This is a genomic window from Mangrovibacillus sp. Mu-81, from assembly GCF_036867415.1.
Classification (GTDB): domain Bacteria; phylum Bacillota; class Bacilli; order Bacillales; family Bacillaceae_B; genus Rossellomorea.
In genome coordinates this window covers 76,241-102,583 of the sequence record NZ_JBAJHU010000006.1, presented here as the reverse complement: position 1 = coordinate 102,583, position 26,343 = coordinate 76,241, and the positions used below count along the sequence as shown (strand labels likewise).

24 protein-coding genes and 1 riboswitch are annotated in these 26,343 nt (G+C 43.9%); of the genes, 7 read left to right on the top strand and 17 right to left on the bottom strand.

What is annotated here, in order from left to right:
- Positions 1-24 precede the first annotated feature (24 nt).
- Positions 25-2,301, bottom strand: a complete 2,277-nt coding sequence (locus V6B33_RS13860; protein WP_334218346.1) for an ATP-dependent DNA helicase — start codon at positions 2,299-2,301, stop codon at positions 25-27.
- Positions 2,302-2,404: 103 nt separating this feature from the next.
- Between V6B33_RS13860 and V6B33_RS13855 the strand changes: the two genes are divergently transcribed.
- Positions 2,405-3,004 carry a YczE/YyaS/YitT family protein gene (locus tag V6B33_RS13855; RefSeq protein WP_334218345.1) on the top strand — a complete coding sequence of 200 codons (600 nt, stop codon included), beginning with the start codon at positions 2,405-2,407 and terminating at the stop codon, positions 3,002-3,004.
- An 872-nt stretch (positions 3,005-3,876) separates the two neighbouring features.
- Here V6B33_RS13855 and V6B33_RS13850 read toward each other — a convergent pair.
- On the bottom strand, positions 3,877-4,926 hold the full coding sequence (locus V6B33_RS13850) for an ATP synthase beta subunit C-terminal domain-containing protein (protein ID WP_334218344.1): 1,050 nt from the start codon (positions 4,924-4,926) through the stop codon (positions 3,877-3,879).
- 281 nt (positions 4,927-5,207) lie between these two features.
- Between V6B33_RS13850 and V6B33_RS13845 the strand changes: the two genes are divergently transcribed.
- The 3 genes from V6B33_RS13845 (at position 5,208) to V6B33_RS13835 (ending at position 7,874) form a co-directional block, all read left to right on the top strand.
- Positions 5,208-6,143: a glycerophosphodiester phosphodiesterase gene (locus V6B33_RS13845; protein ID WP_334218343.1), complete on the top strand. Its 936-nt coding sequence runs from the start codon at positions 5,208-5,210 to the stop codon at positions 6,141-6,143.
- A gap of 205 nt (positions 6,144-6,348) precedes the next feature.
- Positions 6,349-6,675, top strand: coding sequence for a cyclic-phosphate processing receiver domain-containing protein (locus V6B33_RS13840; RefSeq protein WP_334218342.1), 327 nt, complete (start codon positions 6,349-6,351; stop codon positions 6,673-6,675).
- A gap of 125 nt (positions 6,676-6,800) precedes the next feature.
- Positions 6,801-7,874, top strand: a complete 1,074-nt coding sequence (locus tag V6B33_RS13835; RefSeq protein WP_334218341.1) for an aromatic acid exporter family protein — start codon at positions 6,801-6,803, stop codon at positions 7,872-7,874.
- A gap of 51 nt (positions 7,875-7,925) precedes the next feature.
- Here V6B33_RS13835 and V6B33_RS13830 read toward each other — a convergent pair whose 3' ends face one another.
- Entirely contained in the window at positions 7,926-9,095 is a 1,170-nt protein-coding gene (locus V6B33_RS13830; RefSeq protein ID WP_334218340.1) for an acyl-CoA dehydrogenase family protein, read from the bottom strand.
- A 216-nt stretch (positions 9,096-9,311) separates the two neighbouring features.
- Entirely contained in the window at positions 9,312-10,721 is a 1,410-nt protein-coding gene (locus V6B33_RS13825) for an alanine/glycine:cation symporter family protein (protein ID WP_442915536.1), read from the bottom strand.
- A 231-nt stretch (positions 10,722-10,952) separates the two neighbouring features.
- Here V6B33_RS13825 and V6B33_RS13820 point away from each other — a divergent pair, with 231 nt between their 5' ends.
- Complete coding sequence (locus V6B33_RS13820) at positions 10,953-11,201, top strand: alpha/beta-type small acid-soluble spore protein (RefSeq protein ID WP_334218338.1); 249 nt, start codon at positions 10,953-10,955, stop codon at positions 11,199-11,201.
- A 190-nt stretch (positions 11,202-11,391) separates the two neighbouring features.
- On the opposite strand, the gene V6B33_RS13815 is transcribed toward V6B33_RS13820, so the two are convergent.
- On the bottom strand, positions 11,392-12,045 hold the full coding sequence (locus tag V6B33_RS13815; protein WP_442915535.1) for a uracil-DNA glycosylase: 654 nt from the start codon (positions 12,043-12,045) through the stop codon (positions 11,392-11,394).
- 174 nt (positions 12,046-12,219) lie between these two features.
- Here V6B33_RS13815 and V6B33_RS13810 point away from each other — a divergent pair, with 174 nt between their 5' ends.
- Positions 12,220-12,642, top strand: coding sequence for a pyridoxamine 5'-phosphate oxidase family protein (locus tag V6B33_RS13810; RefSeq protein ID WP_334218336.1), 423 nt, complete (start codon positions 12,220-12,222; stop codon positions 12,640-12,642).
- 432 nt (positions 12,643-13,074) lie between these two features.
- On the opposite strand, the gene V6B33_RS13805 is transcribed toward V6B33_RS13810, so the two are convergent.
- From V6B33_RS13805 to V6B33_RS13760, 10 genes are all read right to left on the bottom strand, one after another.
- Entirely contained in the window at positions 13,075-14,856 is a 1,782-nt protein-coding gene (locus tag V6B33_RS13805; protein WP_334218335.1) for an ABC transporter ATP-binding protein, read from the bottom strand.
- Complete coding sequence (locus tag V6B33_RS13800) at positions 14,825-16,537, bottom strand: ABC transporter ATP-binding protein (protein ID WP_334218450.1); 1,713 nt, start codon at positions 16,535-16,537, stop codon at positions 14,825-14,827. Before V6B33_RS13800 ends, V6B33_RS13805 begins: the two co-directional genes overlap by 32 nt.
- 306 nt (positions 16,538-16,843) lie before the next feature.
- A complete protein-coding gene (locus tag V6B33_RS13795; RefSeq protein WP_334218334.1) occupies positions 16,844-19,018 on the bottom strand; it encodes a beta-propeller domain-containing protein in 2,175 nt (724 codons plus the stop codon).
- 162 nt (positions 19,019-19,180) lie between these two features.
- Complete coding sequence (locus V6B33_RS13790; RefSeq protein WP_334218333.1) at positions 19,181-19,636, bottom strand: threonine/serine exporter family protein; 456 nt, start codon at positions 19,634-19,636, stop codon at positions 19,181-19,183.
- Between the two features lie 62 nt (positions 19,637-19,698).
- Positions 19,699-20,448, bottom strand: a complete 750-nt coding sequence (locus tag V6B33_RS13785) for a threonine/serine exporter family protein (protein WP_334218449.1) — start codon at positions 20,446-20,448, stop codon at positions 19,699-19,701.
- A 203-nt stretch (positions 20,449-20,651) separates the two neighbouring features.
- Positions 20,652-21,248 carry an energy-coupled thiamine transporter ThiT gene (thiT, locus tag V6B33_RS13780; protein ID WP_334218332.1) on the bottom strand — a complete coding sequence of 199 codons (597 nt, stop codon included), beginning with the start codon at positions 21,246-21,248 and terminating at the stop codon, positions 20,652-20,654.
- A 71-nt stretch (positions 21,249-21,319) separates the two neighbouring features.
- A riboswitch (TPP riboswitch) is annotated at positions 21,320-21,424 on the bottom strand.
- An 86-nt stretch (positions 21,425-21,510) separates the two neighbouring features.
- The gene (locus tag V6B33_RS13775; RefSeq protein ID WP_334218331.1) at positions 21,511-21,810 is read right to left on the bottom strand and encodes a hypothetical protein; all 300 of its coding nucleotides are present in this window, start codon (positions 21,808-21,810) and stop codon (positions 21,511-21,513) included.
- Positions 21,811-21,931: 121 nt separating this feature from the next.
- On the bottom strand, positions 21,932-23,113 hold the full coding sequence (locus V6B33_RS13770) for a DL-endopeptidase inhibitor IseA family protein (protein WP_334218330.1): 1,182 nt from the start codon (positions 23,111-23,113) through the stop codon (positions 21,932-21,934).
- Positions 23,094-23,633, bottom strand: coding sequence for an RNA polymerase sigma factor (locus tag V6B33_RS13765; protein ID WP_334218329.1), 540 nt, complete (start codon positions 23,631-23,633; stop codon positions 23,094-23,096). The genes V6B33_RS13770 and V6B33_RS13765 overlap by 20 nt, the downstream gene beginning before the upstream one ends.
- Positions 23,634-23,847: 214 nt before the next feature.
- Complete coding sequence (locus V6B33_RS13760; RefSeq protein ID WP_334218328.1) at positions 23,848-24,174, bottom strand: thioredoxin family protein; 327 nt, start codon at positions 24,172-24,174, stop codon at positions 23,848-23,850.
- Positions 24,175-24,324: 150 nt separating this feature from the next.
- On the opposite strand from V6B33_RS13760, the gene V6B33_RS13755 reads away from it, so the two are divergent.
- Positions 24,325-24,648: a general stress protein gene (locus V6B33_RS13755; protein WP_334218327.1), complete on the top strand. Its 324-nt coding sequence runs from the start codon at positions 24,325-24,327 to the stop codon at positions 24,646-24,648.
- Positions 24,649-24,709: 61 nt separating this feature from the next.
- Here V6B33_RS13755 and V6B33_RS13750 read toward each other — a convergent pair whose 3' ends face one another.
- Together V6B33_RS13750 and V6B33_RS13745 are read right to left on the bottom strand one after the other, a co-directional pair.
- Complete coding sequence (locus V6B33_RS13750) at positions 24,710-25,252, bottom strand: histidine phosphatase family protein (RefSeq protein WP_334218326.1); 543 nt, start codon at positions 25,250-25,252, stop codon at positions 24,710-24,712.
- A 200-nt stretch (positions 25,253-25,452) separates the two neighbouring features.
- Positions 25,453-26,265, bottom strand: a complete 813-nt coding sequence (locus V6B33_RS13745; protein ID WP_334218325.1) for a ZIP family metal transporter — start codon at positions 26,263-26,265, stop codon at positions 25,453-25,455.
- Between the last annotated feature and the right edge of the window lie 78 nt (positions 26,266-26,343).

The window sequence follows — 26,343 nt, the reverse complement described above, 5'->3', positions numbered from 1 at the left end:
GATTGCGCGGTCTTTTTTCATATTCTATCGTATGATTTCAAATGGGGTCCATTCATCCGGAAGCATGGCGTTATACTTCCGCGATACATAGCGATCGTCAATTAACCGCAGTACACCACTGTCTTCTTCCGAGCGGATAAGCCTCCCTCCTGACTGGAACACTTTATTTAAACCAGGATACACATAAGCGTAGTCAAACCCATCTTTCCCCTGCTCACTGTAAAACTCTTTCATGATATCCTGCTCCAAACCAATCTGAGGAAGCCCCACCCCGACGATAATGACGCCGTTTAAGCGATCACCCTTCAAATCGATGCCTTCAGAGAAAATCCCTCCCAGCACGGCCAGTCCAATTATGCGCCTCTCTTCATCAGGCTGAAAACATTCGAGAAATGCTTCTCTCTCCCTTTCATCCATATCCGGTTCCTGCATGAGAAATTCAGCTTCAAGCGAATGCTTCTTTAATTCCTCATACGCTTCCCTCATGTACGAATACGAAGAAAAGAACACTAGAAAATGACCTTTATTCTTCAAAAAGGCATCCTCAATCGATTGGACAATGCGCGGCAGCGTCCGTTCTCTGTCCCTGTAACGTGTCGAAATCGGATCAATCTCCACCTTCCATTGTTCTTTTTCAAAAGGAGATGGAATAAGGAATCGGTAATCACCGTCACGTCCCCCCAGCTGTTGAAAATAATAAGAAAAGGGATGCAGAGTAGCGGAAAAGAAGACGGAAGAGTGATACGGTTTCGTTATCGCCGCAAGCAGCTTCGAAGGATCGATGCAAAACAGCTTTACCCTGAGATCATGATCAGAGGAGTGAAGGACGAACCGGTGCTCACTTGAGTAAAGCCTCGATATCCTGATGAAACTCAAAGAATCGAAGTATAACTGCAGGAAGCTCTGAGACCAATCCTTCCCGGGTTCTCCCAGGCATTTCTCGGCAGTTTCAACAAAAGCCTCAATGTCTTCCGTGAATCCCTGATCCATTTCCTTCTTGCACTCTCCCTCGCCATTCATTGCTTTTTTCATTGTCAAAAAATGCTTGTTCACCATATTTATACTTTTCGATAGAGCTTGATTTTCTTTATAAAGTTTCTTCACCGATAAGAATGATGATTTCGTCAAGGATGCCGAGAACATCTCCCTGCCCCTGTTCACCAGATTATGTGATTCATCTACTAAAAGTACGGTCTTTTTTTTACTATCATCAGTCAATCTCTTCAAGGATACTTTCGGATCAAATATATAGTTATAGTCGCAGATTACCCCGTCCGTCAAATAAGAGAGGTCAATCGAAAATTCAAAGGGACAGACCTTATGCTTCAAAGCGTAACGCTCAATAACGTCCCTGGTCATGCTCAATTCATGACTTAAGATATCAATGAGTGCACCGTTGATCCGGTCATAGTAACCATCTGCAAATTCACAATACTCTTTCTGGCATTTGGTTTCCTCTTTAAAACAGATTTTATCCTTTGCCGTAATCGTGACCGAGGTGTGATGCAGCCCCTCGTTTTCGAGCAGCGCAATCGCCTCTTCTGCAACTGTCCGGGTGATTGTTTTTGCCGTTAAATAGAACCACTTCTCTGCACCGCCTCCACCTGTTGCCTTAATCGTCGGAAAGAGCGTGGAAATGGTCTTGCCCGTTCCCGTCGGTGCATTTGCGTAAAGTGATTTTTCTTCCCTGATTGTTTTATACACTGCTCCCGCAAGCTGTTTTTGACCTTTTCTGAACGCCGGATACGGGAAAGAAACAGCAGGAACGCTATCTTGATACTTCTTCCGGTTATTCACGATCACCTTTGCAAATAGGGTAAAAGCGAGAAGCGTGTTCCGGATGATTTCTTCAAGTTCATTGACCGTGTATGTTTTTTTCAGGACTTTCACTTGTTCGGTATCTATTTGTATATACGTGAGCTGTACATCTAGGCCGGCCAGGTTTTTTTCTTTTGCCAGCAGATAGGCATAACACTCCGCTTGGGCCCAATGAACACGAGCCCCTTTTTCTATATCAGATAGGTCTCTTGCAGTGGATTTGATTTCATCGATTGTCACTCTTCCCTCATCATATATAATCCCATCGCAGCGCCCCTCCACTATGTAAGAGATGTCTGCTGATGTTATTTCTCCTTTAAGAAATACCTCCTTTTCATCGCCCTCTTTATATCCCTTTTGCAGGAATTGGTGCAGCCTTGTTCCGATTGTCATCGATGAACGGGCTTGAAATCTCAAGTCGATGCTGCCTTCCCTATGAACGAATTCAACCAGCTCGAGTACAGATACCTTCACCTGTTCCACAACGTCTCACCTCAGCTTTCTTATAAAAAACACTTCTAATACAGTTGGACAACTCATATGGATGGTAGTAGACATGTTATTGACTTGATCGGAGGATACGGGAATGAAAGTAAGATTCGCCTTTTACTGCATCGGACTTATTTGTCTTTCTTTGGGAGTCTCTCTCATTATTAAAGGAGATTTGGGGGCTGCTCCATGGGATGCGCTGGCCGTAGGGGAATCTTACATACTTCACCTCAGCATCGGGACATGCATCTTTCTCAATGGCTGCATACTCATCGTCATCAACGCCTTATTATTGAATGAAAGGGTTCAATGGCTCGCAGCTCTTTCGATATTCATCATCGGGATGATGGTCGATTTTTGGATAAGAACAGGACTTTCACGCATCGAGCCTTTCGATTTCATTCAACAGCTTTCTTTTGTGATGGCAGGGATTTTGATCCTGGGCACCGGAATTGCCATCTACCTGCAAGCGAAGCTTCCATCCAGCCCGATGGATACTTTCATGATGGCCATCCACCGCCGTTTTGGCCTCAACCTTCGCAATGCGCGCCTTCTGAACGAAGCAATCGCCATTACACTTGCCATGCTGGTTCACGGAGCAGTCGGCATCGGTACCGTCATCGTCGCCTGCACCCTCGGTTTTATCATTCATTTCTTCTATCCTATCATGGAACATATGTACGGTAAATGGGGTTAGAAAAAACGGAGCTGCCTGATACCTCAAATTGAAGGGCATTTGACTCACGCCGTTTACCTGCCCTCTCCCAAAAAGAAAAAAACACTTAGCCCAACTAATAACGGGTTCGGATTTCGAATTCAAAAAATGAATTAGCACACCAATTACCAGTCCTATTCGCAACTGAATTAGACTGCTTCTTTTTGTTGATATATATAGGTGTTAAAAAATATACGGTAAATCTGCCCTTAATTTCGAACCCCTTTCAGCATGCGGGCATAAGTTTTTGTCAGCATGAAAATTCACATGCTAATTGTTATACCTATTGGTGTGCTACGAATGCTATTTAACTAGCAAGGGGTGGGTGTTGACTTTTAGAGGCAGATAAATGAAGCAGACACTTTTTCATCCTTCAGTGTGAGTAACCTCTGATTGTTTAAATAAGGGGAGTTTTTTCCTTTATCCTGCAGAATATGGCTAGGTTCGGGGGATATAAAGGGAGTTTTTCCCTTTAAGGCAAGTACAATAGTCCATTTTCATGCTTTTGGATTAAATAGGGGGAATTTTCCCCTCTATTTAATCTGTTTTTCGTGCTATTTCCTCAATAAGAGGAGTTTCTCCCCTTATTTTAGTAGCTTATTTTCTGGATATTCTTGTAGATTTGAAAATCGCTAACCAGTGCTTATCTTGGGGTAAAAAAATGCTTGGAGCATATGGCTCCAAGCATTTTTCTTTTTAATTTTAGTGCGGATTACTACACGAAAAGCAATGTTCATTCATATTTTGCACTTCAAAACAGAACCACTTAGCCCAACTAAGTGCCCCTTTCATCATTTCCTCTATTTTATTGAATACTCCATAGTAATGGGCAAGGACTGTCTCTACCCCGATTTCTAGCTTACTTTTCCTTTAAACTTTAATTCCGAAGGTTTGAGATGATTGTAATCACCTGAAAGGATTTTTTCAATGTCTGTGATGCTTTCCTTTACGGATACCCGTGCTCCTTTGATGCGCGTAAATTCTTCCGCCACGTAAAACGGCTGACTGAGATAGGCTTCCAGTCTCTCCCCGATCTTATAAAGCTCAAAATCTGCTTCGGGAAGCTTCTCTTTTCCCAGTGAGTTTAATAGAACCCGGATTTCTTTGTAGCGTCTAAGAAGTTTTTTCGCATTCCGGTTTACGGCAGTGTGTCGATCCTCCAGACTGTCTTCTTCCACTAATATAGAGGTCGACTGAACCGGGTGGATGGCGGGATAGATGCCCCTGCTGGCGAGATCGATATCGAAGTAGCACAGTGTATCAAGAGGACCATACGGGTCATCTTCATCCACTGCCGTTCCGCTGGGATCGAATAAAATCGTCGTGATTTCAGGAAAGCCTTCCGCTTCAAACCGTTCTCTTAAATCGTACAGATCCCCGGAAACCACAATGGACCGATCAACCTGGAGCACCAGTTTTTCTTTATCGTCCCTCAAAGATACTTCAGCAAAAGCGTCTTCGGCTGAATGCACCTTTACGTCTACAAAGCCTTCAAGATCGCTCATACCCGTAAATTCCCGGTCAGGAGTAAGCAGGATCGTCTCAAATCCCTTTTCTTTTAAATTTTGTGTAATCTCAGCCAGGACGACCAATTGGCCGACCTGAGCCCTTGCAACAAATCCATTGATTCCGCCTTTCACGATAGGAGCAAATAAATCAATCGGCTTGATTCCCGTTTCAATCATACTTAATTTCCCTCCTTGAATAATCAATTCATCCAGTGAACAATGTGCCAGATTTGCTAATGTAACCAGCGTTCTTACTTCTGCACGCCCGACCGATATTTTACCGGTACAAAGATTTGACACTGTTGCCGGCCTCAACCCGACTGCTTTAGCGGCTGTCGTTAAATTGGGGACACGGCGGCGAAGCAATGAAACATTCAATGATAAGTTATCCTGCATATGAAAGCGCCTCCTTACTTTATAGAGTAATATATATTACGCTTTAAATCAATCATTTTTTCTTCAAAAAGTAATTTTTTTACTATATAAAGTAAATACATTTATAACTCTCATGCTGAGGTGAATTTTTTTACTTAGGCTAAAGATTGAATACATTACATGTTCTTCTGAAATCGTCAGCGGATTATATTTTAAAAACCATTCATTTCCGACCGCCTCCCTTAATAGATATTAAGGAAGAAGAATTCACTCGAACTACTTAAAATAAAGGATGACATTCTATGAATCTTAAATCCATCACTTCCATTACAAAATCCTCAAAACCAATCTACGTGATCTCGATTATCCTTTTCACGATTTTTTTCTTCATCATTGCGTATTGGATGCCTCCGGAAAAAGGACAAACCCCTCCGTTCTTTGCCGATGAACATAGTGAACCGCTTGTGATTGCCCATCAAGGCGGCAAGCTTCTTGCTCCTGGAAATACAATAGAAGCCTTTCAACATGCTGAAAATCTAGGTGTAGATGTGATTGAAATGGATATACATATCACCCGGGACGGACATCTTGTGACCATTCATGATCCCACTGTCGATGCCACTACTGACGGAAGGGGATTCGTTGCTGATTACACATTAAAAGAACTGCAGCGGTTGGACGCAGGTTATGCGTTTCAGGATCCTGAGGGCGAATACTCTTTTCGCGGCAAAGGAGTTTATATCCCTTCTCTGGAAGAAGTATTTCAGCGTTTTCCCCATATAAAGATGAACATCGAAATCAAGGATGACAATCCGCCTGAAAGGCTGGATGAAATCACGAAAAAATTAATGACACTGATTGAAGAATACGAAATGGAAAAGAATGTTCTGATCGCATCTTTCGACCAGGCCATCATCGATCACTTTCTAAAACGCTCTGAAGGACGTGTTGCCGTGCAGGGCGGGACACAAGAAGTTAAAAAATTTGTTATATTACACAAACTTTTCATGCGGAATCTTTATAAAACGAACGTTCACTCGTTTCAGCTTCCGCTCGAAAAAGGTGAAGACGATTTAACTGATCCCTTATTCATCAAGGGGGCTCATCGTTTGAACATTCCTGTACACTATTGGACAGTGAATGATCCATACACAATGGAACAGCTGATTAAAGCCGGTGCTGACGGCATTATCACAGACCGTCCAGATCTGTTACTACAGCTGCTTGAAAATAGATAGAAGGGATCGGGGCACGAAGAAGGATTTTTTCTTCAAGAATCTCTCTACTCCATTACGTTTCAACAGATATACAGACTTACACTGCGAGGAATATATCATACTTGTAAAATAGTGTTACACACTCCATGATCCTTTATACCTATATAAGTATGTCCCTATGTTTGTTAAGGTGAAGATAAGTCAAATCAACGAAAGTAGAATAACTATGACAGTAAATGTGTTTTTAGATGACTATCGACACTGTCCCCAAGGCTACATTCTGGCGAAAGACATTGATGAATGTATTGACCTGCTTGAGAGGCATTCAATCTCTCATCTTTCATTGGATCATGACTTAGAATGCAAAACGAGAAACGGTCTTATGCTCGTACACTACATGGTTAAGTACAAATTATTCGCTGAATTCATCACGATTCACTCGGCAAACTCTGTTGCCGGGAAACAAATGTTCAAGTATTTGAAAGAGGCCCAGATTGAAAATCTAATGCCTAAGGCGATTAGAATTTTACTGCGTCCGCTTCCTCTTAGATAATCTCATAAGTAAGAACTGTTCTTTTAGGGCAGTTCTTTTTTGTATTTACAAAGTCCTTTTTCTTTTCTTCCTAAACTTCTTTATAATGAATTCAGAAGTGTTCTCTACAGAAAGGGTAATAAACGATGGATTTCTTAAAAAAGTTCAGATTTGCAGGAGGAAGAATCGCTAAGACAGGAATTGCGGTTTTTCTAACCGCTTTTATTTGCGAACTATTAAATTGGCCGGCAATGTTTGCGGTCATAACAGCTATTGTGACCATTGAGCCTACAGCAGCGGACTCCATCAAGAAAGCATTCATACGATTTCCTGCTTCGGCAATTGGCGCATTATTCGCTGTCATCATTTCTCCATTGCTTGGAGATCACGCCATTACATATGCGCTCGTTGCTATCATGACGATCATTACCTGCCATAAGCTTCGGCTGGATGCAGGGATACTCGTCGCGACATTGACTGGAATTGCCATGATTCCGACTATCCACGATCACTACATAGCGACATTTTTTATCAGACTTGGGACAACCAGCTTAGGTTTGATTGTTTCTACATTGGTGAATTTATGGATCCTGCCTCCGAAATATTCAACCATCATCAGCAGGAACCTTCATGATTTATATGTGAAAACAGGGAATCTTTTGGAAAAGAGAGGGATAGAAGTACTTCAAGGTCATTCCTTGCACCGTGATACAAAATTTATTTTCAATGACATCACCCGTGAAATCGATAAGACGGATACCCTTTGTGAATATCAGAAAAAGGAAATGAAGCTTCACCGTTCCAGCCGAAAAGAAATGCGCTACCTTCATTATCAATTCAAAAAGCTCAATCTTTTACGGCAAATCCATTTTCACATCGGTAATTTGATTTATCTGCCTGTTCAGAATGAGTCCTTCACCCGCCAGGAGAAGGACAAGATTCTTCAGGCGGTTCAGTCTCTTAAAAGCATTATGCACCATCCATCCTATCACATGCAGGACGGGCATTTCATTTTGATGAAAGAGCTGCTGCAGGAGTTCTGGGAGGATCATGATGAACTGAACAGCAAGCCATTTCAATCGATCAGGCAGCATTTTTCCTGTGAAACCATTTTACTTTATGAGCTTTTGTCTGTTCATGATTTGCTGGAAGAATTAAACGAACTGCATGTACTTGAAAAACAGCATAAAAATGTGTTGGAGAAGTCATTGGAAAAGTAAAAGGATCGCCTCGGGATTGTTCACGGGAAGCGATCCTTTTCTATTAAATAGTCATTCGCCCAAAGCTTGACGGGCTAGCATGGAAATGACCATATCATCCATAGGGGGATTATGAAGACCGGCCCTCACATCCCTGTAATACCGCTGCATTGGGTTAGACCTGAACAGACTCCTGGCGCCGACGATTCTCATAGCGGTGTCTACGATATGAAAGGCGCTGTTCGTTACGATATGCTTAACAGAAGCAAGCTCTGCCGCCATTGATACTCGCTTCTCCGGCTCTTTATCCCACTTATCGGCGACAGAATACAGAATCTGCCTTGCCTTGAAGAGCTCCAATTCAATCTCCCCGATTTTCCTTTGAACCTCCGGGACATCCTTAATCGGTCCGGGCAAGCTGTTAGGAGAGTATTCCTTGGCAAATTGGATCGCTTCATTCCGTGCAGCAATCGCTACCCCTATATAACAAGCAGGGATATGCAGCAGCCACGCTTTCGGAAGTTCTCCCCCCTTGTCATTTCCATTGCTGTCCCGCTCGACCAATGCACTGGAAGGAAGGGGCACGTCTTCAAGTACGAGATCGTCACTCCCGGTTCCTTTCATGGCGATGGTATCCCACGTTTCATCAATCGAAACGCCTTCAAGGGAATGATCGACTAGGAAGAAGCCTTTTTCTTTCGTACATTCAAGCCGTGCAGAAACCAATGAATAGTCGAGTGCTTTGGCCATCGAGGTAAATGTTTTCCGTCCGTTCAGCACCCATCCTTTTTCCGTTTTCACCGCATTTGTTTCCGGAAGGCCGCCGCGTGTAGGGCTGCCTGTTGCAGGTTCTGTTGCAGCACGGTTAATCAAGGCTTTATCGTTCACAATTTTGGTACAGATGCTCTTAAATACTTCTTCTTTCCATGGTCGACTTTCAGTGAGTTCCATCAGACTGCCCAGATGCCACCCGATCGACAACGCTGTCGCCGCATCCCCGGTGGCCAGTCTTTCCTGAAGCATGACAAATTCATATAAACTAATCTCTTCTCCACCGTATTCTTTCGGTACACTCAATGATACATAACCGGAATTCTTTAAGTCAGAGTAATTTTCAAAAGGGAAAGCATCTTCCCTGTCAAACCTTTCAGCACGTGCAGAAAATGTATTTGCGAGCTTTCCTGCTAATTTGACTAATTCACGCTGACGATCATGTTGAATATATGATTCATATAAATCCACTTGAATCCTCCTCTGCCGACATTGACTTTCTTCTATGATAATCAATCTATTCCCAGTACTCAAAGATTTTGTCCCATTAAACCAATCAGAATATACCGGGTTCCCTGATGCTGTTCTGTCTTCGGGCCTGTTCCCAAAAGATGCCTGATAACCAATCCTGATCAAATACAAAAAAACCTGCTGCATTGATAATCATGCAGCAGGTTACCTAACTAGTTATGAAGCATTTTCTTCTTTATCCACTTTATATTCCTGTTCCCAGTACTCAGCGTTTTTGATACCGAGCTTTGTGGAGTTAAAGACTGGATCAAGCCCCTGCTTCTTCTGTTCTTCGTAATCCTTCAGCGCACGAAGTGCAGGTTTTGCAAGGATAAGTATGGCAATCAGGTTCAGCCATACCATGATTCCAAGGCCGATATCCCCAAGAGCCCAGGCAAGTGCAGCTTCTTTGACAGCCCCGTAGAAAGTGGCTCCCAGCAGAACTAATTTTAGCAGGAAAATGGCTGGTTTGGCGTTCTTGCCTTTTAATAAATACGCCACATTTGTTTCAGCCATATAGTAGTACGCCATGATCGTTGTAAAAGCAAAGAAGAATAGAGCGATCGCTACAAATCCGGCACCGAAACCGGGAATGGCCGATTCGATCGCAGCCTGCGTATAAGCAGGACCTGCTTCGACTCCTTCAAGGTTCGTGACAATGGCAGTTCCATCAGGCTTTTCTACATTGTAGGCACCTGTGAATAGGATCATGAATGCCGTTGCCGAGCATACAAGCAGCGTATCGATATAAACCGAAGACGCCTGAACCAGACCTTGTTTGGCCGGGTGAGATACTTCAGCGGCTGCTGCATGGTGAGGCCCTGTACCTTGACCTGCTTCGTTGGAGTAAACTCCGCGCTTTACACCCCATGCAATTGCGCTTCCGATGATTCCGCCGAATGCTGCGTCGGCTCCAAATGCACTTCTGAAAATAAGTGAAATGACAGCAGGAATCTCTGAGATATTCATTCCCACGATTACTAAGGCCAATAGAATATAAGCAATCGCCATGAAAGGAACTACGTAGGAAGCTACGCCGGCTATGCGCTTGACGCCCCCGAAGATGATCACGGCAAGAAGAATGACTAGCCCGATGCCGGTAACAGACGTATTGAGACCAAATGCATTATCAAGTCCCTGTGCAATGGAATTCGATTGAATCCCCGGCATCAATACCCCTATCGCAAGCAGCGTAGCCAATGAGAATAATACCGCATACCACTTCCACCCGATCCCTTTTTCGATGTAATAGGACGGGCCACCGCGATACTCCCCATCTTGTTTTACTTTGTAAATCTGTGCAAGGGTCGATTCGATGAAGGCACTGCTCGCCCCGATGAAAGCGATGGTCCACATCCAGAATACCGCTCCCGGGCCACCGAATGCGATGGCGGTTGCTGTACCTGCAATATTTCCCGTTCCTACACGTCCCGACAAGGAAAGTGCAAGGGACTGAAATGAGGATACGCCTGATTTCGAGCTGCTCCCCTTGAACATCTGAACCACCATATCCTTAATGAGACGCACCTGCAAAAACCTTGTTAAGATAGAAAATAAAAGACCTACACCTAAACAAAAGTAAATCATTACGGGTGACCAAAGAATACCCACCAATTTGCCTACAATTTCTTCCACAGTGTTTCCCCCTTTTCTCCCAAAATTTATCTAACTATTATGAATTATATTTTATTTGACACAAATTAGACAATCTTTTTTTCTCCGTAGAAAAGCCGTTATACTCCAAAACCCTTATATACCAAGACCCGGCCTGTATAAAAAAATTTTTTGGGCAACCTAATAACTAAAGGAGGTTAATAAATGTCGAGACGAAAACTTTTAGTCCCGGAATCCCGGGAAGCAATGGATCAGCTGAAGGCAAAGGTGTCCGGAGTAAGCGACCCAAAAGACGCAAAATTCGAAGCTGCCAGGGAGCAGGGAATCCTTCTGGATAATGGATACAACGGGAAACTGACGTCTGAACAAGCCGGGAAAATCGGCGGCCGGATGGGCGGGAATATGGTCAAGGAATTAGTGAAGATGGCGCAGGAGAACTTGAATAAGAAGTGAAAAGGCGGAATTCAACTGAAATGGGCTCTTGGCGAGTCATCCCTTTTACTTTTTTTGTGTTTTGTAGGGATCTAGTGACCGTCTGAACATTGAAATGGACTGAAAGTCGGTTTACGACTTCAGTCCATTTTTCCCTTCTGATTATCCGGTAGTACCATACAAGCTTTCAAAAAGCTTCCTATGCCCCTCCTCACTTTTTACTATGTAATATTTTCTTCAGACCATCCAAATCTTCATATACTTTTTCAAGCAGGGACCGATTATAAAAGATGGAAGCGGGATGGAAAGTCGGAAAAATAGAGTATTCCTTTTCACTGAACGTCCATTCGTTTGTGTCCATATCCTTGAGCTGACGGACCGGCGCTTGGATCAGCTTCCCGTGGACTTCTGAAATCTTATAGTCTTTTCCCAATAATCTTTGCAGGCCGATGTTGCCAAGGGTCACGATCTGCTTCGGCTTAATATGCCGGATTTCATAATCGACGATCGGCGCATGAGCAATCTGTTCCTTCATATTCGGTGCCCGGTTGTATTTCTTCTGTATGATTTCTCCATTCACTCCCGCTTTTTTAGGGACTATTTTGTAAGGTCTGCTCCTGACGGTTGATGTAAAGTAGATATCATCTCTGGAAACACCGAGATAATCAAAAAAATCGTTCAGGACCTTACCCGCCCTTCCGCTGAAAGGAATGCCATTATGAATTTCCGTTTCACCAGGCGCCTCTCCCACAATCATGATTTCAGGATTCTCCGGACCGCGTCCATAAACAAATCCCTCACAATTGTATGGCTCCATTCTTTTCTTGCACTGTTCAACCAGATCCTTCGGCAGCACTTCCATCATCCTTTTCATTAATAGCCGTCCTCCGCTGCTGCAAAGCATTAACAGAGGCTGGACAGGCGTCTGTCTTGTTAATTTCTTTATACCCAACTCAGCTCTGTCTTTACACATCCATATGTTTATTTCTACTTTTGTTAAGGAATAGTATGGGTATACCAGAATAAGGAGTTGGCATGGATGAATCAACCAGAACTTAAACAACAAATCTTGAAGGTTCTTGAGGAAAGCAAGGTGGGAACCCTGGCAACGGTGAAAGGCAGCAAACCGCATTCCCGCTATATGACTTTTTTTAATGATGATCTCACTCTTTATACTCCTACAAGCAAAGAGACACATAAAACGGAAGAAATCGAAAAGAATCCGAATGTCCATATCCTCCTCGGATATGAAGGGGAAGGATATGGCGATACTTTTGTGGAAATCCAGGGCAGGGCATCTATCGAAGAATCCCGGGAGTACAAGGATAAACTGTGGAATGACCATATGGAAAAGTGGTTTGACGGAAAGGACGACCCCAACTATATTGTGTTGAAAATCAGTCCGGATACAATACGATTGATGAATGATGATGATGGCCCGCCGCACACACTTGAATTATAATATTGACAAAACAGCGGGCACATGATATATTTAATCATTGTTAACTTGTGACATAATTAAAACGACTAGAACAGATAATTTGTTATTCTATTCTGTTTTGATATGCAACTTATTCACACTGGATCGGCTTCGGAGCCGTTAGGATGTAAGAGAGGTAGGGCTTACGTCGTTTAGGTTTATCAAACGACTCAAGGAATTGCCCGCGGCTGTTTATTATCTGAATACGTTTAAAGATATAAATATATTACTTGTGATGTTGCAAGTTACAAGATTATGCCTTGTCCGATATAAGGCATCACAGAGGGAGTACTGACAGGAACGTCAGCCCTCGCCAAAAGCCCCCGGAGGTCATTCTTCGGGGGCTTTTTCAATATGAACAATCGAAAGCCCTTCCCGTATCGGATTTAAATCCGATACGGGAAGGGCTTTGGTTTAACTGCTTTCTTTCAATTGACTGTGATAGAGTGCATGGTAAAAGCCCTTCTGTCTCAGAAGTTCTTCATGCGTCCCTTTTTCGATGATTTCTCCTTGATCAAGTACGAGGATCTGGTCTGCCTGCCGGATTGTATTGAGACGATGCGCCACCACCACGGATGTCCGGTCTTTCATCAAGGTTTTGAGGGCGTCCTGGATTTTCAGTTCAGTGATTGTATCGATACTTGAAGTCGCTTCATCAAGGATGAGGATCGATGGGTCGGATAGAATGGCACGTGCAATTGATAATAGTTGCTTCTGTCCCTGGCTGATCCCGCTGCCGTCCTGCCTTAGAACGGTATGGTATCCTTGAGGCATTTTTCTGATGAAGGAATGGGCATTTGCCAGCCCGGCCGCCTCGATCACTTCCCCGTCAGTTGCGGACAGTCTGCCATAGCGGATATTATCCATGATTGTCCCTTGAAAAAGAAAACTGTCCTGGAGAACAAATCCCATCTCCCTGCGGAGGCTTTTACGCGTAATCGTATTAATATCCTGTCCATCAATCAGAATCCTGCCTTTATTAAGCTCATAAAAACGCGACAATAAATTCGTGATCGTTGTCTTTCCTGCACCCGTCGGACCTACCAAGGCGACGGTATCCCCGGGATTGATGCAAAACGCGACCTCTTTGAGGGTCAAATCATTTTCCCCGTAAGAAAATGAAACGTTCTGAAATTCAATCCTGCCGCTGACTGAATCGATTTCCTTTGCATCTCCCTCGTCCTTTGCCTCTTCCTCTTCATCAATGATTTGAAATACACGTTCCGCCCCGGCAATCGCAGATAATAATGTATTGTATTGATTGGCAAGCTCATTCAGGGGACGTGTAAACTGTCGTGCATACTCAGCAAATATGACAATCACCCCGATGGTGATCATGTCATTGAGCGCAAGGATCCCGCCGATTCCGGCAATCACGGCGAAACTTAAATTATTCAGCAAGTTCATCAGTTTAGGAATGAAGCCGGAATACGTATCTGCCCAGTAAGCAGCTTTACGTAGTTTTTTATTTTTCGCTTCGAATTCTTCAATCGCTGTGTCTTCGCGGGAAAACGTCTTAATAACGCTATGACCGGAAATCGTTTCTTCGATATAACCATTCATTTCCCCGATATTCTGCTGATACTGCTTGAACAGGGGACCTGTCCTTTTCGTGATCCACTTCATCCCATATACCATGAGCGGCACGATCGTAAGAGTGATGAGGGTGAGGAGCGGGCTGAGCCAGAGCATGACCGCGACCGTCCCTGCAAGTGTCAGGACACTCGATATGATTTGGATGAATGAACTGTTCAACGTATTGCTTACATTATCGATATCATTGGTGATCCTGCTCATTAACTCCCCATGTTTTCTTTTATCAAAAAAAGGAATGGCAAGCAGCTGCAGTCTGTGAAACAAGTCTTTCCTGAGGCGGTAGACCGTATCCTGCGCGACTCCGATCATCCAATAATTCTGGTACCAGACCGACACTGAATGGAGCAGATAGACAATGATCAAACCGGCAAGGAGTCTGATGATACCATCAGTTTCATTCGTGACAATGTATTCATCAATCGCCCTTCCCACTAAAAATGGACCGAGAAGCGAGGCGGCTGAACTGATGATGACCATCAAAATGACCAGAAGGAGGAGTCCTTTCACCTTGGAGAGATACACCCATATCCTTCCGAGAGTCCCTTTCATATCGCCCGCTTTGTCGTCTTTACCGAGCTTCTTCCTCATATGCCTGGACATGATGCGCCTCCCCCTCCCCAAATTGAGATTGATAAATTTGCTGGTATAATACTGATTCTTGTAATAGCGTATTATGGCAGCCATTTCCGATCAGTACTCCGTCTTCCAACAGTAAGATGGTATCTGATTCCATCGCGGTACTGACTTTCTGCGTAATGATGATCGTCGTACACTCATATGTTCTGATTGCCTCCAGCAGTTTGGATTCTGTCGTCAAATCAAGGGCGCTTGTACTGTCATCAAGCAAAAGGATTTTCGGATTGCGGATAAGAGCCCTCGCGATCGACAGCCGTTGTTTTTGACCACCCGAGAGATTCACTCCCTTTTGCCCCAATGGAGTGTCATAACCCAATGTAAGGTTTTTAATGGTCTCATGGATTTGAGCATCCTTCGCTGCCCGGACCATATCCTCTTCCGACGCTTCCTCTTTACCCCACAATAGATTTTCCCTGATGGACCCCGAGAAAAGAACTGCTTCCTGAGGGACATATCCTATACTCTTTCTTAAATTATCGAGAGTGATCGTCCCCATGGGATGTCCATCGATCAATATATCCCCTTCCGTCATGTCATACAGTCTCGGAATCAACTGAAATAGAGTGGATTTTCCTGACCCCGTCGCCCCAAGAACAGACACGGTCTCCCCTTCTTCTATATGAAATGAAAGGTCCTTGAGAACTTTCTCCCGCGTCCCGGGATAACGAAAGGAAACGTTGTCAAAGGTGATTTCTCCTCCTGTGACTTTGTTTTTCTCTTCTGCAGCCTCACCATCCCTCAAATCAACCTCCGTATGAAGTACCGCTTCAATTCGATCGGCAGAGGCACGGGCTCTCGAGAAGCTCGTGATAATGAAAGAGAAAATGGAAAACACGGAGGATATCCGGGTGGCATAGGTTACGACCGCTACCACTTCACCCACTTGGGCTCCCCCGGTATTCACTTCGATGCTTCCGGACCATAAGATGATCAAGATAGCGAGGTTCATGACGAGCATCAGGAGAGGCATGATGATTTCCATAAACCTCAGGGCGCTCACCGTCTTACCTTTCAAATCTTCATTCGCCCCGTGAAACCGTTTCTCTTCATACTCCCCTCGTGTGTATGCCTTGATGAGACGGATGCCTGAAAGGTTCTCCTTCATCACCTCATTTACCCGATCGAGCCGAGACTGCACTTTCTCAAACAAACTCCAGCCGCGTTTGAGGACCCATACTAAAAACATCCACAGGAAAGGAATCACGACAACCAAAACCAGAGCAAGCTTTACATCCACAATCAATGCCATTATAGCGGAGCCGATCACGAGCAAAGGGGCTCTCAGCATGATTCGCAAACTCATAAAGATCGTATTCTGAAGCTGCCTCACATCATTCGTCATCCTTGTAATAAGTGATGAAGCAGGCAGTTTATTGAAACTCGCATACGAAAACGACTGGATTTTCTTATATAAGTCTTCCCGCACATCATACCCGAAACCCTGACTCGTATGTGCGGCAAAAAAGGAGTTCACCACACCAGAAATAAAAGAAAGAAACGACATGCCCACCATGATTCCGCCCCATAAGAGCACCACATCGAGATCTTCCTTCATGATTCCCTGATCAATGATTTTTGCCATGAATAAAGGATTCAAAAGCTCAACCGTGAGCTCCACAAGCATCAGTGCCCAGGCAATCCCCATCGCAAATCGATAAGGTTTCAAAAAACCGATAACCCTCAAAGAAACACACCCCTTACACCGTCATACTCAATATATTTATCATATGTATATATGTATCATGATATCGCTTTTTTCTTAGAGGTGGTAGTTTGGAGACTGTTTTTTTGAAAGTTGCAGATATTGAAGGGGGTAAATAAGAATTTCAGCACAGATCCTGTTCGAATTCCCCCGAAAGGTTCCACGTGAAACGTTTTAGAACAGATGAATTTCTACCTATGATAGAAGGGAAAAGCCTCCAAACAACCGGTTTGGAGGCTTTCAACTCATTCATTGAACAAGCAGTGAACTTTCTTTTTTAAAATTATCCAATGAGTACGCGTCAATTTTTCGGTTGGATAAGGTATACACGTAATCATCGATATAGAGGAGCCGCTGTATATTATTTTCCCACGTCTCATAGATTTCCTTTTCACCAGCCTCCCCCTCGGACAATTTCGCCTTTAACTCAATGCCTTTATCCGGGGTGATTTCATACAGAAGTGCTCCCTGGTAGTCAAACACCTGTTCATATTCGCTTCCTTTTTTGTCATGATAAACTGAAATCGGGAACCCATATAGATGTCGGGACGGCTCATGAAAGAGTGCCTTATGATCTTCGAGCAGATAGGAATGCGTACCCGATCCGCCGATGATTTCTGTGTCAGATTCTTTTGGGTGGTTAAAATCGGTGATATCAAAAAGCGATATTTTCATTCCATTCCGGATGATGCGCGGCTCCTTATTGAATGATTTGCCGTCATCCATGATTTTTGTATCGAAACCGAAGCCGATCAAATGGTTTTCATCGATTGGGTGCAGATAAGTGCTGAAGCCGGGAATCTTTAATTCTCCAAGTACTTCGGGATTTTCCGGATCTGCTGCATCTATGACAAACAGAGGATCCACTTGCTTGAAGGTGACGATATAGGCCTTGTCACCCATGAGCCTGACAGAATAAATCCTTTCTCCCCTGGCAAGGTTCGAAACTTCCCCTGATTTCTTCATATTGCCGTCTAATATATAAAGCGCATTCGATGATGGCTTCATATCATTCCATACCTCGCCATCTGTTGTTGCAATCCGGAAATACCCTTCATGTTCATCCATGGAAAACTGATTCAGCACCCTGCCCGGTACTTGCCCCGATGCCTGATAGGTGATCCTTGAATCATCAACTGCAAACTTATATACTTCCGTACTTGAAGTGCCCAGAGTTTCAGGGTCGCCAAATTTCTCGACTGCTATATAAAGGTTTTCCTGTGACATGTAAATGCTGTTTCCACTGCCCAGGTAAGACTGTACGGTTAGATCAGCCTTTGGGTCTTCAATATCAAGAGCTGAAATCATCGTGAAATTAGGCTGGATCGACTGAGGGAAATAGTTGATGCTGTCTGCAGGAATCGGTTTGAATCCTTCACCTTCCTGGCTGTCTTTCACCCTCGGTCTTAAATCAATCTTTGGATTTTTGTCGGCAAGCCAATAATCTGGATATAAATTGGATACAAAATAAAGAGTGTCATTTATCTTTCTGGAGGTCACATAATGTCCCTCAACCTCCACTGTCCTTAACAAGGTTGGTTTATCTTTATTGGAGATGTCATAAATCATCACCGTTGAAGAACCATTCATCGGACGGGGCATGATTTTCTCAGCAGCCCCCTTCCCTTCCTGGGACCAGCTGTCCCCTATAACAGCAATCTTGTCTTCACCCATAAATAAATGCCGCGGCTGGACGTCATGATCAAATGGGATTGAGGAAACGACTTTCATGTCCCCGGCAGGTACAGCTTTTGTAATGACCAGATTCTGATTCATCACTTGATAAATGTAGGTCCCATCGGTTTTAACGATATCCCCTTCGTCTACACCTTGAACCTGATTGTTCGTTTCGGAGTGGCTGGAACTGGAACTTTCAGCATCACCTGCAGCTTTATCTTCTGCGGATTCTGAAGCTTCCTGCCGAAACAACTGAAATTCCGAATCCTCCCTATTCATCCTTTCTCTCTTTAATATGGTCTGAAAATAGTTTGCAAGCTCTATCTGTGAGGAAAAGGAAGGCAGCTCTTCCGTGACGGTAAATATCAGGTTTGTATCTCCCCCGAATGCAAAGCCCCATTTCGTTTTCACTTCAGGAGAAATCGAAAGGGTGAACTGCCGGGGTTCTCCAGGATAACCTTCGGGTGGCGGATGGATGGTAAGAGTTTTACGATTTTCACTCAGTTCGTATGAAACATCCACCTCATTTCCTTCCGAATCTTTCACCATAACATTCTTGCTATTAATCGTGTCCTTTTTTACCGGATCAGTAAATTGCAGACTCCATTCATTATCCTGCATCACGACCAGACTGCCATCCACACTTCCCTCTGCCATGACGGCAGGTTTCTGCTGGTAAAAGAGAAACAATAAGGCTGCCGCGACCAGCACCACCCCTGCAAGGATCATAAGATACGGCTTTTTCATAGGATTGACCCACCTTTTTATTCTATTTCTCCATTAGACGGTGGTGGTGGAAGAAAGTTACAGTCCATCTGTCTATTTCACCCCCGCAGCAGGATCAGTCCTCGAAAATATTAAACCTAATAAAAAAAACAGACCCCGCTTCCAAGGTCCGTCTCATCAGCGTCAACGCATGCGGCGTGCACCTGCATTGAGTCTGGCATTTCGTATAATTTGATTGATGACTTCAGAGAAGATGAGCCCGATGGCGATTGCGCCCGATATCATGAAAGATTTTGCAGCAAGATTGATTGCTGCGTTATAGTCGTTCTGAACAAAATTCCGCATCGCATCATAAGCAAGTCCACCCGGTACGAGCGGGATAATTCCGGCTACACTGAAAATGATGACAGGCGTTTTATACATCTTGGCAAACACCTGACTGATGACCGCGACGACAAATGAAGCCAGAAGGGTTGCCAGAACGGCATCCATATCATTCAGGTACATGATCATATAAATGATCCAGCCAAGCATCCCGACGATTCCACACTTGAATAATGACTGCCTTGGCGCATTAAAGATGATGCCAAAAGCAGCTGCCGCGATGAAGCTTGTCATTAAATGCTCAAGGATTACCATTTCCAATTCTCCCTTCTGTTTAGATGGATTTGCGTCCCCCTCGTCTACAAGGCAGACGCTTATTAAAGAATCATAAATACAACTGCTATACCGGTGCCGATGGCAAATGCAGTCAGGAATGCCTCTGCTCCTTTGGAAAGCCCTGAGACAAGATGACCGGCCATCAGATCGCGCACCGCGTTTGTGATGAGAAGTCCAGGCACCAGCGGCATGACTGATCCAATGATGATCTTATCCAGTTCCTGTCCGGCTCCGACATAGACGAAACCAAAGGAAAGTATTCCGATGATGAAAGAAGCGAGAAACTCTGCAAAGAATTTGATGGGAACGAACCGATGTAAATAGATGACACTCATATATCCGGCACCCCCGGTAATAAATGCAGGTATGAAATCTTCCCATACCCCCAGAAACATGATGAGAAAACACCCGCTTGCAATGGAAGCAGCGAGGACTTGAACAAGGAACGGGTAGGAGTGATCCTCACCCTCCAATATCTCCAGTTCACTGTATGCTTCCTCAATCGTCAGTTGACCGGAACTGATTTTACGAGATATCCCATTGACCAGCGTCACTTTCTCAAGATCTGTCGAGCGCTCATTAATACGGATCAATTTCGTCTTTGTCGGTTCATCGGTTTCAATAGAAAAGATGATTCCTGTCGGAGTCACATAACTGTGCGACTCCTTTATCCCATAGGAAGCCGCGATCCGCATCATCGTATCCTCCACCCGATACGTCTCTGCACCGCTCTGCAGCATAATTTTACCGGCAAGCAGACAAACCTCCATTATATCGTACCTTCTTATCATTTTTGCTTCCAAAAGAATCTCTCCATACACCTGTCTTTTTTTGAATAGGTATAGTTTATCGGAAAAGCATCCTTATAAGCAATGAGGACTGTGAATTAATTTGGATTAGCGGATGTCTGGCCATTTTCGTGATCGGAAACGATCGATTTACTTGATAAAAAAATGAACCGAACCCCAGAGGGACCGGTTCACTTTCAATGCTATTATGAAGCTTTACGTTCCAGACTATCCACTGACACACCCTGTCTGATCAGACGAGGAGCGGTCGCAAGCAAGAAAATCAGAACAATGGAACACAACAAAGCCGATCCGAGCATCGTCACCCCGTTTGCAAAAAGCGAGAACAGAACTGGGGACATGCCGTCCGGTGCATACTCTTTAAAGAAGATGAAGCCTGCAATGAAATGCCAGAAATAGCGTGCTGCACTTCCGACAACCGTTGCTGCAACTACCCATATATATAGTTTGCGTTTCGTTTCCGCACGCAATGATTGCTGAATGCGGCGGAAAAAGAGACCTGCAAACCCAATGAAAGTGAACGCAATAAAGTATTCGATGATCATTTGAACAGGCGTGACGATCCAGGCGTTGCCAAGTGCAACCTGCAATACCCCCCAAACAAATCCAGCCAACAGACTTGCTTTAAAGCCTCTTCTGAATGCCAGGATGAAGATCGGCACCATCGAGAAGGAAATCGAAATGCTTGGAGAAAGATCGATAGACGGCAGCAAATCAAGAATGATTGCAAAGGCAGCCATTAACGAAGCCTCTATCAACACGACTAGACTTAAAGATTTCATAAAAAAATCTCCCCTTTATTTCCTAAACGAAACCATAAGGGAGAGACAGTAACGATAAACAGGCACAACAGCCTATCCATCGTCCACATTCCTACGCTAGTACTAACTAACAGGTTCGAAGGGTCAGAACAGGCAGTGCCGTTCACTCTCAGCATATCGCTCCCCTTGTGGTCACGTTTATTTAATTTGAATTCAATGAGTATTATACATTAATAGATAAAAGATTAAAAGATTTTGCGGACAGGAAAATGAAGAAATGAAATCAGGGACTTTCATTAAGTGGATCGTGCAGGATGATGACCGGCATTGATTTAGGGGCAACCATGAAACCATAGACTCTGCCGTCTTTATCCTTGTAAGCAACGGAATAATCTCCGAATTGCGGAGAAAACTCCACGTCCTGGTATTTCAGGTCGAGATGGTTGTACTTCAAGCCAACATATAATTTGGTGGCAATCCGCGCTGTCAGGTGCTGAACAATCGTCATCTGATTTGCTGCAATAAATAATAGAAGGGCTGCAATCGTCAAAATCACTTTATTCGCTCTGGACAACCTAAACATGATTCCTCTCCTTCCCCGGAAAAATAAATGTGAATATTGCGTATACTATTTATTATATACCTATTCATTGGGACATGACAAAAGAGCTACTTTTTTTCAGCAGCTCTTTTTCAGAAAGGTTCTATTGAATAGGCATATATCCTACACTCCAGTAGCCATCATCATCTTTGACCATTTGGAAACCCATTTTCCCTTCTCCGCCATTATCGAATCTTACATAACCGTGGATGTCATCCTTTTGAATGAACTCTCCTTCTTCAATTCCTTTATAAGTGTGCAAAACATTCTCCTTTGTATCAGGTGGAAATGACGCCTGCTCTTCTTTCGTCCATCCAATGTATTCAGGACGGTCTGTATACATTTCATAGAGAAGGTCCTGTCTTTTATCAAGCGAAGCCTGAACATAGATTTTAGCAATACTGACCGGGTCCATGTTTTTCAAGTGGGCTTCAGTTGGATCATCAGAGAATACTTGATATACTGCCCTTTCTTCATCGGTCAAGGAGAAGTCGGAGGAAACCGGCTGCTTGGAATCACTTGGTATTTCTGCACTTGAAGGTGGGGAGAACGGCATTAATCCATTAATCTTCCAGCCGTCAACATAGCTTAATGAAATATCGAAAATCTCTGTATCCTTCTCTCCATTTTCAACAGGTACTTCAAAGGTGACATAGGTGTTCCCTTTTGGATCGACAATCTTTACTGCTGCCGCATCCTGCCATAAATAACTTCCTGAAAAATTCTCATCCGGCTGTGCAAGCCGCCCGTCGATTTCTACAAAAGAGTGCATTTCCATTATCTGCTCAGCAACTTCTTTCGTGAATGTTTCCATCAAAAACCCCATGACTTTTTCTTGAGTATCAAAGTCTGCTTCTAAATAACGATATTGTTCATCATTATGTGCGAAGGTCCCGTCCATTTCCCCTCCTCCGCTGTTAACCACTACAGAATAATGGGCAAATGCCCGTCCCAGCAGCTGTACGGCCGATTCCTCATTCAGCTCTGCCTGCGGTGCTGCTTTATCCTCCGGCACAGGTTCCACTGTCTCTGGCTGCTCCTGCACACCTCGGCTGCTCAATGATCGATCATCATCACTCATAAGATATTCAATGGCAAAATAACCACCGATCAATACAAGCAAAATCGTTACAACATTCGGGACCCATCCCCTGAATGATCGTTTGTCTTTCATTTTCTCCTGAAACAGCTTATTTTTCAGTTCATCTTTATATGCTTTCCTTCCATTGAGTCCGGGTCTGTTTTTTAAGGGCTGAAGAAATTGATCATCTGATTTTCCGCTCATGTATAACCCCTCCTTCACCTAAGCTGCCTAGCTGTTCTTTCAATAATTTAACCGCTCGATGATAAGCCACTTTCACTTTTGATTCTTTCCAATTCAAAATGTCAGCCGTTTCTTTGACGGAATACTCTTTCAGTCCCCTCAGGATGACAACATTTCTGTAATCCGGCTTTAACGTAAAGAGTGCCCTTTGTATCACCTCCCACTCTTCTTTCCCTTCAATGAGTTGTTGAGGATTGCCCTCCTCGCTTCTCATTACATCTGCTATTGTTTCAGGAAGTAAGGATATCCATTTCCGTTTCCGGTAGTGATCGATCGCAGTCCTTTTCGCTATGGAAATGATCCATGTTTTAACGGAAGATTTATGATTAAAAAGAGGGTAGCTTTTAAACACTCTGATGAATGCTTCCTGCGTCAGATCCTCTGCTTCGTTTTGGCTGTTCGTGAAAAACAATAGATACTGATAGACGTCTTGAAAGTACTTTTCATAAAGCAGTTCTAATTGACCCGGGTCTTCTCTCAATGCCTTCCCCCCTTTTACTGTATATATTAGTCGATTCCATGGTGAAATTGGTTTCATTTTCCTTATTTTTTATTTTTCAGCACAAAAATAGAGCCGCCTGTAAGGAAGCCCCTTGGTACATAATGATTCCATCCTGTTTCAACCCTTTAAACAAATGTTTAACTTCATCAACCCTTGCTGCATCAGGCTTCCAGAATCTTAAACAAACGTTTGTTTAAGATTCGAACATAGTTGCCAGCCTGGACAGACCATGGTTTAATTCATCAATCGGAACGAATCGTGCTTTTCTCAACATTTCCTTTCCTTCAATAAATACAATCAGCACGGGCACCGTAAAGATCGAGTACTCTCCGGCGATTTCAGGTATTGCCTCTGCATCGGCATGAATGGACACAATCCCGGGGTATCCCTTCAACACCTCTTCAACCTGCGGCAATAAAGCATGACAAACCGAACAATTTGGTCTTGAGATATATAAAAGGACCATTCTTTCGGTTTCTACAGTGTATTTAATGGATTCCAAAGTATGAAATTCTTTCATTTCTCTGCCCTTCCTTTCCTGCATGAACTGATTATCGTTATGTATTCCCTTTTTGCCATTCATAAATCCTGTTTTAGCCGGCAATGTTTAGTATCAACATAAGCCGGGAAAAGAAAGATTGTAGTACAAAAGATATTGGAGGAGATTCATATGAAACCGACTGTTAAAGAATTCTATAATGATAATGAATTAATTTCAGAAGTGGAAAAATTATCTTCTCAAGGTATAGACAAAAAGAATCTTTATGTATTATCGCACGATGATGACCGCACGGAACGAGTAGCCGATAATGCAAATGCAAATGAAATCGGTGCGAAGGAAACGGGCATCGGTACGGCACTGGGAAACATGATTCTCAGCAAAGGCGACGAATTGCGCAATCAATTACAGGAGATGGGCTTTTCTAAAGAGGAAGCCGATCAGTACGAGGAAAAGCTGGATGAAGGCAAAATATTATTACTGGTTCAGAACTAGTATTTAGCAAAAGCTGCGAAGTTGAATCAAACAGATATAAAGGATGATCCGAATCACCGGGTCACCCTTTTTTATTTTCAAAAATATAGACCACTCCATTATGCGGTCTCTTAAATGACGGGCCGGAAAATCCGCGCCTGATCAATGCCTTCCTCATAAACATCATCACCCCGCCGTGTCCGACAATCAACACGTCCTCACCTTCTGAAATGACTCTATCTGCGATTATGTCTATTTTCTCCAGCACCTCCCGCTTACTTCCAGACTGAGATGGATGATTGAACCACCATGCCAGCCGGATGGCAAGTAAATGAATGAACAAAGGAATTCTCATTGGGGGTGGAAAGAGCGGTGACAGCGGAATTTCCCTTAATTCATCCAGAAAGAAAATGTCACCATCGTACACTCTTTGCGCAGTCACTCGAGCTCTCTGCATACTGCTGGAATAACACGCTTTCCATTCAATGCCGCCAAGGTCGACCTCGTTTTCCTCCACATCAGAAGCTTCATACTCTTCTACCCATTGCATTAATTCCTCAGAGGACACGATCGAATTCGGATAGCCTCTCTTCACTTTAAAATGACGGACAAGTCCAATTTTCATAGCTTACTCCTTTAGGTCTGTTAATAGGTTATCTATGTACATTCTATAGTTTTCCAGGTTTTTCCTTTGTTTTAGGAAATGGACCGTGGATTGATTTCATAGTAGATTGCCGCTGACAGTTTAGAATCTTTCTTTCAATTTGGACACTAAATAAGAGGCATGCACCTCAACCCATGCATGCCTCTTGAAAATTCCAACTCCTATCCCAAAGAAACATCCAGAATCATCATGACCACGAAGCCGGCCATCAGACCAAGGGTTGCAAGGTCTGTACTTCCGGAGGATTGTGATTCGGGTATGAGTTCTTCAACGACGACAAAAATCATTGCTCCCGCAGCGAATGCAAGCGCATATGGCAGGATCGGCTGAACCAGGATGACGGCTGCTGCTCCTGCGACGGCTGCAATCGGCTCCACGATTGCGGAGATCTGACCGTAATTGAATGCCCTTGCCTTTGACATCCCTTCTCCCCGAAGCGGAACGGACAGTGCCGCTCCTTCAGGCATATTCTGAATGCCGATTCCGATCGCAAGACCCACTGCCCCGGCGACCGTCGCATCTCCAATACCCAAAGCTGCTGCTCCGAAGGCTACGCCGATCGCCAGTCCTTCAGGAATATTGTGTAGGGTGATGGCCAAAAAGAGCAATGTGGATTTTTTAAACTTTGTCGGAGGCCCTTCCGCTTTATCCTGGGCATTACCAAGATGAAGATGGGGAACGACAAAGTCCAAGAGCCGGATAAACAAGCCGCCAAGCAAAAAGCCGATTGCGGGGGCAAGCCATGGAATCTGTCCGTTCTGCTCACTGAACTCGATCGACGGTGCCAGCAGTGACCAGAACGACGCCGCAATCATCACTCCTGCCGCGAACCCGAGCATCATGTTCATCGTATGCTTCTCAATTTTTGTAAAAAAGAAAACCGTTGCGGCACCAAGCGCAGTCAATCCCCATGTCAAAGTCCCGCCTAACAGCGCCTGGACAGTCGGATTCAATGCTGTAAACCAATCCATCATACACCCACTCCTCCCATCATTTTTCTTATACGTCTATATTGCACTCGGGAAACTTTCTTTGTCAAAGGAAATGTTTAA

Coding starts and splice junctions, on each gene's coding strand:
- V6B33_RS13810 (WP_334218336.1), top strand. CDS start 12,220: ATGAATCAACCAGAACTTAAACAACAAATCTTGAAGGTTCTTGAGGAA.
- V6B33_RS13750 (WP_334218326.1), bottom strand. CDS start 25,252: ATGAAAATTGGACTTGTCCGTCATTTTAAAGTGAAGAGAGGCTATCCG.
- V6B33_RS13835 (WP_334218341.1), top strand. CDS start 6,801: ATGGATTTCTTAAAAAAGTTCAGATTTGCAGGAGGAAGAATCGCTAAG.
- V6B33_RS13785 (WP_334218449.1), bottom strand. CDS start 20,448: ATGATAAGAAGGTACGATATAATGGAGGTTTGTCTGCTTGCCGGTAAA.
- V6B33_RS13840 (WP_334218342.1), top strand. CDS start 6,349: ATGACAGTAAATGTGTTTTTAGATGACTATCGACACTGTCCCCAAGGC.
- V6B33_RS13820 (WP_334218338.1), top strand. CDS start 10,953: ATGTCGAGACGAAAACTTTTAGTCCCGGAATCCCGGGAAGCAATGGAT.
- V6B33_RS13805 (WP_334218335.1), bottom strand. CDS start 14,856: ATGTCCAGGCATATGAGGAAGAAGCTCGGTAAAGACGACAAAGCGGGC.
- V6B33_RS13800 (WP_334218450.1), bottom strand. CDS start 16,537: ATGGGGATTGCCTGGGCACTGATGCTTGTGGAGCTCACGGTTGAGCTT.
- V6B33_RS13760 (WP_334218328.1), bottom strand. CDS start 24,174: ATGAAAGAATTTCATACTTTGGAATCCATTAAATACACTGTAGAAACC.
- V6B33_RS13850 (WP_334218344.1), bottom strand. CDS start 4,926: ATGCAGGATAACTTATCATTGAATGTTTCATTGCTTCGCCGCCGTGTC.
- V6B33_RS13755 (WP_334218327.1), top strand. CDS start 24,325: ATGAAACCGACTGTTAAAGAATTCTATAATGATAATGAATTAATTTCA.
- V6B33_RS13845 (WP_334218343.1), top strand. CDS start 5,208: ATGAATCTTAAATCCATCACTTCCATTACAAAATCCTCAAAACCAATC.
- V6B33_RS13855 (WP_334218345.1), top strand. CDS start 2,405: ATGAAAGTAAGATTCGCCTTTTACTGCATCGGACTTATTTGTCTTTCT.
- V6B33_RS13745 (WP_334218325.1), bottom strand. CDS start 26,265: ATGATGGATTGGTTTACAGCATTGAATCCGACTGTCCAGGCGCTGTTA.
- V6B33_RS13770 (WP_334218330.1), bottom strand. CDS start 23,113: ATGAGCGGAAAATCAGATGATCAATTTCTTCAGCCCTTAAAAAACAGA.
- V6B33_RS13825 (WP_442915536.1), bottom strand. CDS start 10,721: ATGATTTACTTTTGTTTAGGTGTAGGTCTTTTATTTTCTATCTTAACA.
- V6B33_RS13815 (WP_442915535.1), bottom strand. CDS start 12,045: ATGATGGAAGTGCTGCCGAAGGATCTGGTTGAACAGTGCAAGAAAAGA.
- V6B33_RS13795 (WP_334218334.1), bottom strand. CDS start 19,018: ATGAAAAAGCCGTATCTTATGATCCTTGCAGGGGTGGTGCTGGTCGCG.
- V6B33_RS13790 (WP_334218333.1), bottom strand. CDS start 19,636: ATGGTAATCCTTGAGCATTTAATGACAAGCTTCATCGCGGCAGCTGCT.
- V6B33_RS13775 (WP_334218331.1), bottom strand. CDS start 21,810: ATGTTTAGGTTGTCCAGAGCGAATAAAGTGATTTTGACGATTGCAGCC.
- thiT (WP_334218332.1), bottom strand. CDS start 21,248: ATGAAATCTTTAAGTCTAGTCGTGTTGATAGAGGCTTCGTTAATGGCT.